This window comes from Gottfriedia luciferensis (assembly GCF_001712755.1).
In the GTDB taxonomy this organism is placed as follows: Bacteria; Bacillota; Bacilli; order Bacillales; family Bacillaceae_G; genus Gottfriedia; species Gottfriedia luciferensis_B.
The window spans coordinates 459,695-472,246 of the sequence record NZ_MDKC01000001.1 but is presented as its reverse complement, the minus strand read 5'-3'; the positions used below and the strand labels follow the sequence as shown (position 1 = coordinate 472,246).

9 protein-coding genes and 2 pseudogenes are annotated in these 12,552 nt (G+C 32.8%); 2 read left to right on the top strand and 9 right to left on the bottom strand.

Annotated features, from left to right (window positions below):
• Positions 1-3: 3 nt before the first annotated feature.
• The 4 genes and pseudogenes from BED47_RS02405 to azlC form a co-directional block, all read right to left on the bottom strand.
• A pseudogene (locus BED47_RS02405) lies at positions 4-1,316 on the bottom strand (spore germination protein).
• A gap of 512 nt (positions 1,317-1,828) precedes the next feature.
• Positions 1,829-3,580 carry an adenine deaminase C-terminal domain-containing protein gene (locus BED47_RS02400; RefSeq protein ID WP_069032217.1) on the bottom strand — a complete coding sequence of 584 codons (1,752 nt, stop codon included), beginning with the start codon at positions 3,578-3,580 and terminating at the stop codon, positions 1,829-1,831.
• A 15-nt stretch (positions 3,581-3,595) separates the two neighbouring features.
• Positions 3,596-3,928, bottom strand: coding sequence for a branched-chain amino acid transporter permease (locus BED47_RS02395; RefSeq protein ID WP_069032216.1), 333 nt, complete (start codon positions 3,926-3,928; stop codon positions 3,596-3,598).
• Complete coding sequence (azlC, locus tag BED47_RS02390; RefSeq protein ID WP_069032215.1) at positions 3,925-4,638, bottom strand: azaleucine resistance protein AzlC; 714 nt, start codon at positions 4,636-4,638, stop codon at positions 3,925-3,927. The genes BED47_RS02395 and azlC overlap by 4 nt, the downstream gene beginning before the upstream one ends.
• A gap of 220 nt (positions 4,639-4,858) precedes the next feature.
• On the opposite strand from azlC, the gene BED47_RS02385 reads away from it, so the two are divergent.
• Entirely contained in the window at positions 4,859-6,256 is a 1,398-nt protein-coding gene (locus BED47_RS02385) for a PLP-dependent aminotransferase family protein (protein WP_069032214.1), read from the top strand.
• 82 nt (positions 6,257-6,338) lie between these two features.
• On the opposite strand, the gene BED47_RS02380 is transcribed toward BED47_RS02385, so the two are convergent.
• The 4 genes and pseudogenes from BED47_RS02380 to BED47_RS02370 form a co-directional block, all read right to left on the bottom strand.
• Positions 6,339-6,818: a GNAT family N-acetyltransferase gene (locus BED47_RS02380; RefSeq protein WP_084006718.1), complete on the bottom strand. Its 480-nt coding sequence runs from the start codon at positions 6,816-6,818 to the stop codon at positions 6,339-6,341.
• 672 nt (positions 6,819-7,490) lie between these two features.
• The gene (locus BED47_RS24485) at positions 7,491-7,658 is read right to left on the bottom strand and encodes a nucleotide-binding domain-containing protein (protein WP_353615538.1); all 168 of its coding nucleotides are present in this window, start codon (positions 7,656-7,658) and stop codon (positions 7,491-7,493) included.
• A 58-nt stretch (positions 7,659-7,716) separates the two neighbouring features.
• Positions 7,717-8,703 (bottom strand): proline dehydrogenase family protein, encoded by a 987-nt coding sequence (locus tag BED47_RS02375; protein ID WP_069032213.1) that lies wholly within the window; start codon positions 8,701-8,703, stop codon positions 7,717-7,719.
• Between the two features lie 40 nt (positions 8,704-8,743).
• A pseudogene (locus tag BED47_RS02370) lies at positions 8,744-8,974 on the bottom strand (L-glutamate gamma-semialdehyde dehydrogenase); the annotation flags it as partial.
• 180 nt (positions 8,975-9,154) lie between these two features.
• Here BED47_RS02370 and BED47_RS02365 point away from each other — a divergent pair.
• Complete coding sequence (locus tag BED47_RS02365; protein WP_069032211.1) at positions 9,155-10,720, top strand: sigma-54 interaction domain-containing protein; 1,566 nt, start codon at positions 9,155-9,157, stop codon at positions 10,718-10,720.
• Between the two features lie 543 nt (positions 10,721-11,263).
• On the opposite strand, the gene BED47_RS02360 is transcribed toward BED47_RS02365, so the two are convergent.
• Positions 11,264-12,484, bottom strand: coding sequence for a sugar efflux transporter (locus BED47_RS02360; RefSeq protein WP_069032210.1), 1,221 nt, complete (start codon positions 12,482-12,484; stop codon positions 11,264-11,266).
• Positions 12,485-12,552: the final 68 nt, after the last annotated feature.

Sequence of the window (12,552 nt, the reverse complement as noted above, 5' to 3'; positions counted from 1 at the left end):
CACTTAATCCTTTTTAATCGTTTTATTTTGATTTTTCCAAAGATAGTTTAAAGGAATTCGTATAAATGTATCCTTTAGTTGACTAAAAATAATTGGTGATAGGGGTGAAGAATATGCTGTATTGAAACTCTTTAATGATAGTACGTGAACAGTTAAGATCATTGTACTAATAACAAGTCCAAAAATGCCAAATAATGACGCCATCACCATTATAGGAAATCTTAAGATGCGTAAACTTGATGCCATTTCATATTTTGGAATAATAACGAAGAAATAGCTGTTAATGCAACTACAATAACCATAATGTTACTTACAATACCTGCTTGAACTGCAGCTTGTCCAATTACAATCCCCCCTACTACCCCTACTGTTGTACTAATTGGCGCTGGTAATCTAATACCAGCTTCTCTAAGCATTTCTAATGTAATTTCCATAATAATTGCTTCAAATAGAGGATCAAAAGGGACCTGTGCACGTGATTCACCAATAGAAAAAAGTAATTTTAAAGGTACAACTTCAAAGTTAAACGAAACAATTGCAATATAAATTCCAGGTAAATAGAGCGTAATAAAGAAAGCTACAACTCTTAGAATTCGATTAAATGTAGCTACTAAAGATCTAGAAGAATAATCATCAATACTTGTAAAAAATGATATGAACTCAGAAGGTAAAATAATGACATCAGATGAACGATCTAATATTAGAACGACTTTTCCTTTTAATATTGCTGAAGCCGCTTCATCTGGCCTTTCAGTAGTTAATATTTGTGGAAATGGTGAGAATTGATTTCTCTCCATTAATTGAGCCAATTGATTTGCATTTAGTATAGAATCTACTTTTATTTCTGAAATTTTGTTTTCAATAGATAAAAGTAAATTATTTTCAACCACATTATCTAAATAAGCAATTGACACGATGCTTCTATTCTCATTTCCAATTTCTGTTTGCTTTGTTCGAAAATCTCGATTTTGAATAAATCTACGGAGCAATGCAATGTTATCTTGATACGTTTCAACAAAAGATATTCTTGAACCCTTCAGCGAATTATCGATAGTAGGTGGCATGAATGTCCTATGAGGTGGATTCTCTGTAGAATAAATAAAAGCAGATGAAACCCCATCTAAAAATAAAACGCTCTTACCCTCTAGTACAGATTTTTCGATTTTAGCAATTCGAATCGTACTTTCCGTATTATTATTTACGAATAACTCGAAATCTTTTTTTTGCGAAATTATATTATTAATAAATGAATCAATTTTTTGTTCATTTACTAGACCCGATAAATAAATTAAAAGTGCAGGCTTGCCATCAATCATTAGAATTTTTTTTACAAGGTCAGAAGTAGGAAAGATTGATTCGATGATTTCCAAGTTTTCATTGATATTTCCTTTGGGATTAATTGTGAAATTATGGACATTATTTTTCTTATTTTTTTCATTTCTTCCATTTAAATCAACCACTTACTATTTCATCCCTTCGCAAAAACTAAGAACTTTTATAGATAAATCATCCTACCATCTTCCACTCTAAAAATTATCTTGATTAGTATGCGCTTTTTTGTTTCTTTTCATTATTGTTTGTCAAAAAAAAGCGTAAAAATGAAAATTATATTAAATTTTAGGTTTAATAATTACTAGATAGCATATTGTAAACTTTTGAATTTCGAATAATTCAATTTTTTGATCTGTTAGTTTTAAATTAAAATAATCAAATTCAAACAAATCAAAAAGCATGAATCAGATTAATTTTCAGATTCATGCCTTAGATACAGCTTTATAGTTTATGTTTTTTTGTTAAGATTTTACATTTTTTTCAATGTTATTTTCTCTTAAAGTACAATTTCCCTTTTTGTTGGTGAAACTAAAATTTCTTTATTTTTCACATCATATAATCCACTTGGAGTTAATCGAATAAATGGTAAATGGGTTGCAGAAAAGAATAATAATGTAAAAGCAGGATCGTCGTATTTATATCCTTTTTCTTTTAGCAATTCAATCATCTTTTTCTCAATTTGGATTAAACTGTCCATTTCTAATTCTGACATGCTACCTTTTAAAGTTAAAGATATTTCGTGAACAATTTTGTTCTCTTCAACTAGTACCATGCCACCACCTATTTCTTTCATTCTTTCAAAAGCTTTCAACATATCTGACTTTCTTTTGCCTAAGATTAAAATGTCTCCAGTACCAGAATAAGAACTTGCAAATCCACCCATGTGTTGAGCAAATCCTTTCACTAACGAGTTTAATCTCCAAGAACCATCTCTTCCAACCATTAAAAGAAAACATTCATCATGCTCGTATGATAATTCTTCACATTCTAGATCAATCATACTTTCATATGGTTTTGTAATAACATTATTTATCAAGTTTATACCATATGAATTTGATAGGTTCAGATCCTCTTTATGTAAAGTCCACTTTAAATCTAGTTTAGAAAATTGATATTTCTCCCAATCGATCGGTGAATATTGATTGATAAGGTTCCCGTCTTTCTTGATCCATTTACCTTTTGCTAAAACACTTTTAGGTGTTGGGTTTTCTTTACTTTCTAGTAAATTAATATTTGCAATTCTTCCCGTGGCGATTGAACCATGTAAATGTTCCAGATGATAATAGCAAGCTACATTAAAACTAGCCATATTATATGCTTCAATCAATGGTATTTCGTGACGGATTGCTATTTTTATTAATTCATCAGTCATTCCTTTTTCATAAAAATAAGGATGTGAACCGTCAGTCGTAAAGAAAAAACGATCAAATTTTTGAATGCCGAGTTCTTTAATTTCCTTTAAAAGCACTTCTAAATCGGGTCGTATCGAAGAATGTCTTAATGAAACCATATAGCCTTGCATTAAGCGCGAAAGTACTTCGTTTCCTGTCATTGCTTCATGATCACAATCTGCACCTAATAACATTAATTTAGCTAAAGTGCGTTCTGAAGCTCCAGGAAAATGCCCTTCCACTTTCTTATTTAGCTTCTTCGTCTCCTGTATCCAAGTAAGCATTTGGTTGTCACCATTTAATAGCTTTGGCCACGCAGTTAGTTCTCCACCTTGTAAAACTAAATCATTTTCAAGCCATGACATAACATCTTTTGTATTGAATAACTTATCATTATTCGGAAATTCAGTTTGTGCATCGAAACGACACCACCAATACATGCTTGATGGGATATTTTTAAAATCATTTAATAATTCAAAAGCAGCATGACTAGGCAATTCTAAGAAGAATTTTAGATTATCGTTTATTAATGTTGTAGTACCGAATTGTCCAGCATGTTTTGCTAAAGTAAGAGGATTATAGAGTTGATAAGGATGAGCATGAGGTTCAATATAACCTGGCACTAAGTATTGCCCTTCACAATCAACCACTTCAATTTCATTCAAGTTTTCCGGAAGAACCTCTCCAACATAAACAATCCGATCTTGATAAACCCAAATATTTGCATGTAACCATTGATTCAAATATGAATTTAAATACGTTGCATTTTTTAAAATGATATGCGGATTAATTACTCCATCAAGAACGCTTACTTGGTTTCTAATTTGTTCATTACTCCATCTATAATTTTTCATCATTTCACCCCTATTTTGTTAAAAAACTAACTGAACAAGAATCATATAAACTATCGTACCTCCCGCAATCGACAGAAGCATCATTCTCTTCCATAAATGGAGAATCGCAACAACAAATACTGACATGAACTCTGGAATACCGTGCGTATGAGAAAGTATATTTACATTTTTAAAGCAATAGATGACCAATAGTCCAATTACCGCAGACGGTAGGACTTTACCTAGATACTGAATATACTTCGGTGTAGCTTTCCCAGGTGGAAAAATGATAAATGGAAGAAATCTTGTAAGCATAGTACCTAAAACAACCATTGATACTGTGATAATTTGCTGTGTTATATTCATCGTCATACTGATACCTCGACTTTCTTAGATGGTTTTCTTCTAAGTACACTAAGTGTAACAAGAATTGAAAGCATCGCAGGAATAATAAAGTGATCCCCACCAAAAATAATTAAACAAATAGTTGAAAGACCAACCCCTGTTATTGCACTTATGTGTTTTGTCTCTTTTTTCCACTGTTCAATGAATATAACAACAAAAAGGGCAGTCATGACGAATTCAAGCCCTTTAGTATTGAATTTTACAAGTGAACCAAAAATTCCTCCAATTGATGCACCAATTACCCAATACAAATGATTAAGGAATGTAACAAAAAACATAAACCATCTCTTATCCACGCTATCTGGGATATCGGCAGTATAATTTATCGAAAAAGTCTCATCACATAATCCGAAAATTAGATAGATTTTTTTCTTTCCAGTGCCTTTATATTTATCTAACATTGAGATTCCATAAAACAAATGTCGCGCGTTCACCATTAAAGTTAGTAACAGTGCGTTAATTGGATTGAAACCCATAAGTAATAAGTTTGCTGCAATAAATTCCATCGATCCAGCAAAAATTGTTAGCCCCATCAGAATAGGATAAATGGCACTAAATCCTAAAGAGTTCATAAAAATCCCATATGCTATACCTAAAAATAAAAATCCTGCAAAAATGGGTATTGTGTGCGGAAAAGCAAAGCGAAATGCCATCCAAAGTTTGTTTCCCTTTTTCATAGTTTCACATCCTGTATCGTTAAATTTATTATAATTTAACATAGAGAATCCATACAAAAAACGAAATAATTGTATGGATTACAATTTTCTAAAAATTAAATCAAGTATAGTTTAAAGGATGTTTACCACTTTCTATTCAATTAGGAATCTATTTTTAATTTTTTGATTTCCATACAAAAATGATATAATTGTATGGAATTAAACAGTAGAGGTGGAAACTATGCCAGTAAATTCATTTGAAAATTACCCAATGTCTTGGAAACCAGACAAAAAGACTTTAAAGCGTCCTTTTTATAATTCCATTGCCCTACAACTTGAACAAGATATTATCAATGGTTTTTTAGCACCTGGTACAAAGTTACCACCGCAGCGAGAATTAGCCGATTTTCTTGACCTAAATTTTACGACAATCACTCGCGCCTACAAAATATGTGAAATAAAAGGTTTAATCTATGCGATTACAGGTAGTGGAACTTTTGTCGCTCCAAATGCAGCTCATTCAATCACGATTTCAACAGATAAAACAGCCAATAGTATTGATCTTGGCTTTGTGGCTTCTTTTGAACAAACGAATAGTATTGTGATTGAAGCAATTCAAAAAGTAGTCGGTAAAAGCTATTTAGATCAATTATTAAATTACAACGATCCCACCGGTATCCCACATCAAAAAGCAGCAGCACTAAACTGGATGGAAGCTTTTGGTATTAAAGCAAAACAAGATAATATCGCAATTGCGTCTGGTACTCAAAATGCTTTGGTCCTTGCTTTGGCTAGTTTATTTGAGCCAGGTAATCGAATTGCAACAGATTTTTACACTTTTTCAAATTTTATTGAGTTGGCCAAAACGCTGCACATTCAATTAATCCCTATTCCTTGCGACCAGTATGGAATGTTGCCGGATGAACTTGAAAAGCAATGTAGCCAATTAAATATACATGGCATATTCCTAATGCCTTCTTGTAGTAACCCAACTACTATCATGATTTCTGACTTTCGTAAACTTGAACTAGCTTCTGTAATAAGGAAGCATCGTTTAATTTTAATTGAAGATGATATACATGCATTTATAACTGCAGGAGTAATTTCTGACTATAAACAGCCAATGTATAATCTACTTCCAGAACAAAGCGTATATATTTGTGGTACATCAAAGTCCATCTGTTCTGGATTGAGAGTTGCCTACATGGTTTTTGGAGATGCACTACGTGAAAAAATTTTGAAGGCAATTTTTAATCTTAACGTAAAAACATCATCACTGGATGTGGAAGTAATTACTGAACTGATCTTATCAGGAAAAGCGCATGAAATCGTACAACAAAAGAAACAGTTAGCTGAAACTGTAAACGACATTTATTCATCCTATTTCCCTGTAAATAAGATTGGTCATCCGCTTAGTTTTTACCGTTGGCTTCCAATTCATGGAAATAGTAATGGGGTAAACTTCGAAGCAGATTTGAAAAAATTAGGTGTACGTGTGTTTCATTCTGATCGTTTTCTAAGTGGACAGTCTTCTTCTGAAAAGTATTTACGTATTGCACTTTCTTCTACCCATTCACTAGATGATTTAGATTCTGGATTGAATGTTCTTGCTCAATATCTCGACAAACAGATGAAATAATTGCGATACAACAAATGTATTTGAAAAAAAGGAGCTGAATTACAATCAGCTCCTTTCAGACTATTAATTTATTCTTTTAAATTTAATTAAAACGAGAAGAACTAACCTTTAAGTTATAATCAGTAATCTCAAATCCAAGTTGTTGATAGAGATTCAATGCACTTTGATTATGACCAAAAACGTGTAGGCATACTTCATCTACTCCTAATTCATTAATTTCTTTTATACACATTCTCATCGATTCTTTACCGAATCCCTGACCCCTATATTCTGGATAAATTAGAATTTCATATAAATAAGCATAATTTGGCACTTGTTTTATGTTAATAGAATACCAGATATAACCAATCTTTTCTTCATTTAAAACAATGTTTTTCAAATAGTTATTTTCAGTATTTTCACCTTCTGGCAATAAAGATTGAAAAGCTGCCTTAGATTGTTCTAAAGCTGTTTCTTCTTTCCAACTTCCATTTTTCACCTTATCATTCGCAAAATTCACGGTTGCTATTTCTAGAAACCTCTGAAAATCTTGGTGATTCATAAGTGTCAAATTTAAAGTCAAATTAGATCATCCTTTTCATTCAAGTAATTTTTAAGCTTAAAGTCCCAATTAAGTATTCAATTTTATATCAGAAATATCCTTTTTTGATCGTCAGACTATGAAAATAGGACGGCACTTTTGGCTATCAGATAGTAATTTCCATGAGATTTATCCTAAAGATGGGTGAAATTGAGTAAAAGAAGACTATTCAAATGTTTATTTTCAAATCCATCTGTTCAGATAAAATATGAAAGTAAAAAAGACCCTCAATCTATTAAATACAGGTACGAGTCTTAATACTGTAATTATGAATATTTTAGTTCAATTAAGTCCATTAAACCAAGCGGTCGCTGTAATTTTATTCATTTGTAAGTCTTTTAATTCTATTGTTTTCTAAGAAGTCTGTGCAATTTCTGTGCAATCGAAAAGTAACGCTTTATTATGAATTAGGTTGAATTGCAAAATTAAACTATCATGTACACCTGCTTCGATTATGGGAAGCGCTAGAAGAAACTTAGTAAAAATAGATATTACGATCTGACACAATTTGAAAAAGGACTGTCTAAATTTTTGACAGTCCTTTTTCGATCTTATTGAAATAATACTAGCGTTAGCTCGATAAGAAAAGCTATGTTTGAACACTGAGAAGTACCTAATCTAATGTAAATTAATTAAGAAATGATGGTAATAAAATCACCTCATTAAACAAAAACGAATACAAATTAATTGTAAAAACAGGGGGAACTCGATCACTAGTTTCATTATATAATAGATTGTTACTGGTATACGATCCCTTGCTACACATTCACCACTTTTTAAAATATAGCACTCTACATAATGATCACAATGAAATCCATGCAAGTTTGTTGTTGTGAATTCAGCCAACTTCGCCTTAAATTATAAACGCCTTATTTTTTTATTATTTCTGTTTTTTCTTGTTTACTTTAGATAATCTTCCTAATGTAAAGGCACCGACCGCTAAGCCAATCATGGTGTTGTTTTTTTTATTAAAGACCTGTTTTGCTACAAGGTTTAAGTTTTGTGGTCTTTCCGCAAGCCGACGCATAAAGTAACCGTACCAGTCCTGTCCAAATGGCACATAAGTGCAGAAATTGCAGCCTTCACTTGCTAGTTTCAATTGAAGGTCTTTTCTGAAGCCGTACAGCATTTGGATTTCAAATTTATCGTTCGGAATATTATTTCTTTTTACAAAATCTTTAACATGTTGGATAATTTTGTGGTCATGTGTTGCAATAGAAGTGAATTTTCCATTTAACAAGTGCCATTCTATCAACTTAATAAAGTTTTTATCAATATCTTTCTTGTCTTGGTACGCATATTCCTCAGGCTCTTTATATGCACCTTTTACAATACGAAGGCGAAAATCTTTATACTTTTCGAGATTTTCTTGTGATTGATAGAAGTATGCCTGAATAACGGTTCCTACATTATCATACTCCAAAGAAAGCTCATCTAAAAGATCAAACGAAGGCTTTAAGTGTCCATAATCTTCCATATCAATATTAACAAAAATCCCATATTGATGAGCCTGGTGAACAATTTCTTTTAAATTACTCAAACAAAAAGAGTACTCAATGTCCAAGCCCAATTGAGTCGGTTTTAACGAGATATGTGCATCTACTTTATTCTTATGAATGGCTTCGATGACTTTCAGAATTTGTTCTCTAGCCTGGATTGCTTCTTCCTTTTTAAAGACAAATTCCCCTAAGTTATCAACCGTACATGAGATCTCATGTTTATTTAGCTCTTTAATGCTTTTAATTACTTCTTCAATATTTGTACCAGCTACAACACTTTGCGCCCCCATTTTTAAACCATACTTTTTAGCGGCACTGTTAAGAAATTGGTTTTGTGATAAGGCCATAAAAAAATCTTTCAATATCATATTGATTCCTCCCATATTTTCCTGCTACCTAAATCTAGTTTGCTTTTTCCGGCAAATCTTTGCTAGCTTTTGAAACAACCCCAACCACTTCATTTTTATTAGCAGGGTTAAATGATGTGATTTTGTGATCCGTTATAATTTTTTCCCCGCCAATGGTTAGGGGATATTCTTTCCCAAGCTGTGAGTTTACAAGATCTAATGCTTGATTAAAAGCATTTATATTCTCCTCTTTTGAAAAGTCTGTAAAAGGTTCGTGTTTATAAGATAGCATGTTTTTACCCCCTCAAATTCTTTGTTGCTTTATTTAAATGCAATTTTTGTGCCAACTTAAAAAACTACTTTATACTTGATTTTTCGAAAATTGTGTAAACTATACATTTACAAAAGTGTAAATGGAGTGTAAAATATAAACACTTTTGTAAACCATTAAACAGTGATAAGGTGATTGGTTATGTTAAAAGAAAAAGTTTCACTTCTGTCCATTTCCCTTCCTTTAGATGAGGAGATTCATACAGAAAAAATAAAACAATTCTCTGTCGACACCTTGCTCTCAGAGGTTGAAGAAATAGTTCTAGACCAAGATATTGTTCTTGTTGATGAAGCTGGAAGGCAAGTGCGCAGGGTCCCTTTTACTACATTAATAAATGCTATTTTTCAAGAGTGGCAAAAGCTTTCAGGTGTTTATCAGACGCTTCTGCGTGCCGTAGATAATGCCATTACAATAGTAGACAACGATGGAAAAGTTGTTGCATGGAATCCTAAGGCAGAAGATTTGTACAAAACTTCTGCTGAAGAAATGATCGGCTCTAAAATTACAAATCGCTTTAAAGAGGATTCAGTAGTTTTAATGTCCACAATGAAGGAAGGAAAAGGGGTTATTCGGCATTATAACCAGCCGCAGGAAGATGTCCATGTATTAATTAACACCTTACCAATATTCATCAGGAATAAGGTGGTAGGTGGGATTTCCGTTGAAAGTGATATTACAGAAATTGTAAAACTAAATAATGAACTTACAACTACTACTGCGTATATTCAAGATTTGGAAAATCAGATTGGGAACAAGGATATTATCGATCCCTTCCACAAAATAAAGGGAAGAAGCCAAGCGATAAAAACTTCCATCTCTTTGTCCAAGAAAGTCGCCCATACAGATGCAACCGTCGTGATTACTGGTGAGAGCGGTGTTGGTAAAGAGTTGTTTGCACAGGCTATTCACAAAGCAAGTCCCCGTTCAAAAGGGCCATTTGTTGATCTTAACTGCGGGGCCATTCCCTCGGCGCTTTTTGAAAGTGAATTATTTGGTTATGAAAAAGGTGCATTTACTGGGGCAATAAAAGAAGGGAAGCTAGGAAAAATAGGGACAGCAAAGGGTGGAACATTATTTCTCGATGAAATTGGGGAAATGCCATTAGAGCTTCAAGTAAAGTTGCTGCGTGTCTTGCAGGAGAAACAATACTATCGAGTTGGCGGAAACCAACCTATTCCAATAGATGTACGAATTCTTTCAGCAACTAACCGGGATTTGGAGAAAATGGTGGAAGAAGGTTTATTTCGTGAAGATTTATATTATCGGTTAAATGTGGTTACGATTCCTATCCCGCCCCTCAGAGACAGAAAGGAAGACCTACCCGAACTTGTCCAATTATTTTTAAAAGAGTTTTCCATCAAATACCGGAAGCCGGTTCCAGTCATTTCTCCGGAAGTGATGGTAACATTCATGCATTTTCCTTGGAACGGCAATATCAGGCAGCTAAGAAATATAATTGAGCGAGTAATGATATTTACAGATGATAATATAATCAAATCTGAACAATTGCCAAATGAATTTTTTAAAAGACACACAAATTCTCAATCGCCTATTCTCGGAGAAGCAGAACTACACGAAGGGGATGAAAAGTCACTAATAATACATGCCCTAAAAGTAACATATGGAAATAAATCAGCTGCTGCAAAAATGCTTGGTGTTTCCAGGGTGACACTTTATAACAAAATGAAGAAATATGGGCAGTTATAATGAGATGTAATTTTTAACAAAAAAAGTGATCGCGCAATAAAAATTTAGCGATCACTTTTTTCAAATAACATCTATTTTCTAGGAAAGGTATTTAGCTCCTTAATTGGGGGAGTACCAGTGGTTGTCACCACCCGCAGTAAGGCAATCCAAATCTCAATGTCTCCACCAGTATTTGATCCCTTAACTGCGACTCTTGCACTGAATTTGTAGCACCATTGATACCGCTTCTAAAATCAAATTACTTATATTAATCCACTTAATAAAAAAAGGTTAAGTCCCAATAACGAAGGGAACTTAACCTCTAATCTCAACTATTTGATACTTTATATCTTAGACTTTACTTAAAATTAACACTACCTCTAAAACCATACACATTTCATAAATAATTTATTTTCTTTAAACTCTATAGTAATACTACCATTCGTTTTTTCCATTAACTTTTAGCAATTGGCTAACCAAGGTCTGTGCCTTTTCCTGTTCGAGTATGTTCAGCCAGCTTTATAAAAACGATCAATCATACGTTATTTATGTGTAATTCATCAACTACACAGACTGACTATGACCTGTCGAAATTTCCATTTCCACATTGTTTTTTGATTTCCATAATATAAAGAGTGAACAAATTACAAACAATATACAAAGTAAATAAACATTACGATAACCTGCTAATTGTGCAAATAGACCTCCGCCTAAATTTCCTACTAAACTTCCGATCGTTGAGCAATTCGCATAAATTGAAGCAGAAAATCCCGGTGAATTTGGTAGTAGGTCGTTAAAATAGCTTATACCATTACCCATTACGATAGCAATGTAAGTTGCCTGTAGTAACTGTGCAACGATTAACTCCCATGTATGAGTTGAAATGCTTAAGGTTAAGTAATAGAGTAATCCAATTAAGCAGCCGTAGATCATCAATGCATGATTGGAGATTTTTTTAGAAAGTACTCCCAACACAAGCATGATTGGAATTTCTAAACCTGCACATAAACTTACGACTAATCCAACATCTGTATTAGTACCATGTAACACATTGACGATAAAAAGAGGTGTGTTGATCCAATTTATCGAACTAACTGCAAATAATAAGATAAAAGCTATAAATGGTAATCTAAGTTGTTTTCGTTTAGCGGCTGTGACTTTTGTCTTGTTTTTCTTTTTTATATTGTTCTGAACTGGCTTTCTCTTTTCTAAAAAGAAGAATACTAGAAGTGTAATCAATACATAAATGCTAGATGTTCCCCAAAAAAGTCCATGATAACCTTTTGCCCTTAAAATTAAAGTACCTATTAATGGTCCAATTAAAAAACCTAAAGAAACAAGTGAACGTAAAGTTGATAATGCTAAAGTCTTGTCTTTCGTTAAACTTGCATTTGCCGATTCCTGTGCGGATGCAAAAATTTGTGGCATAGCCGCTGCACCTAATCCATTAAATAAAGCAACAAAAACTAATAATAAATAGTAGTTATGAAATAGTAAATAGGATGCATAACCTATTGCAGATGAAATCATCGCAATCAGAATAATCCATTTTCTGTCAATCCCTCGATCAGAACGTTCAGCAATAAATGTATTAACTAAAACACCACTTAATGAAATCACTGCCATGAAGATACCAAATGCTCCAGAGCTCATCCCTATATATTTTGTTGAATACAGTGATAAATAAGGAGTTGTGATTGAAAGTCCGATCCCTACAAATAACAAACAGATGACAAATAAACTATACCCCTTAATGGCAAATAGATCTTTTATCCGTCTAACCAAATTTTATTCCCCCTTACCTTTCTATATTTTAATCGATTGGTTTAAATAGACAAATAAAAACAACCTTG

Coding starts and splice junctions, on each gene's coding strand:
- BED47_RS02395 (WP_069032216.1), bottom strand. CDS start 3,928: ATGACGATGAATATAACACAGCAAATTATCACAGTATCAATGGTTGTT.
- azlC (WP_069032215.1), bottom strand. CDS start 4,638: ATGAAAAAGGGAAACAAACTTTGGATGGCATTTCGCTTTGCTTTTCCG.
- BED47_RS02375 (WP_069032213.1), bottom strand. CDS start 8,703: ATGATATTGAAAGATTTTTTTATGGCCTTATCACAAAACCAATTTCTT.
- BED47_RS02365 (WP_069032211.1), top strand. CDS start 9,155: ATGTTAAAAGAAAAAGTTTCACTTCTGTCCATTTCCCTTCCTTTAGAT.
- BED47_RS02400 (WP_069032217.1), bottom strand. CDS start 3,580: ATGATGAAAAATTATAGATGGAGTAATGAACAAATTAGAAACCAAGTA.
- BED47_RS02385 (WP_069032214.1), top strand. CDS start 4,859: ATGCCAGTAAATTCATTTGAAAATTACCCAATGTCTTGGAAACCAGAC.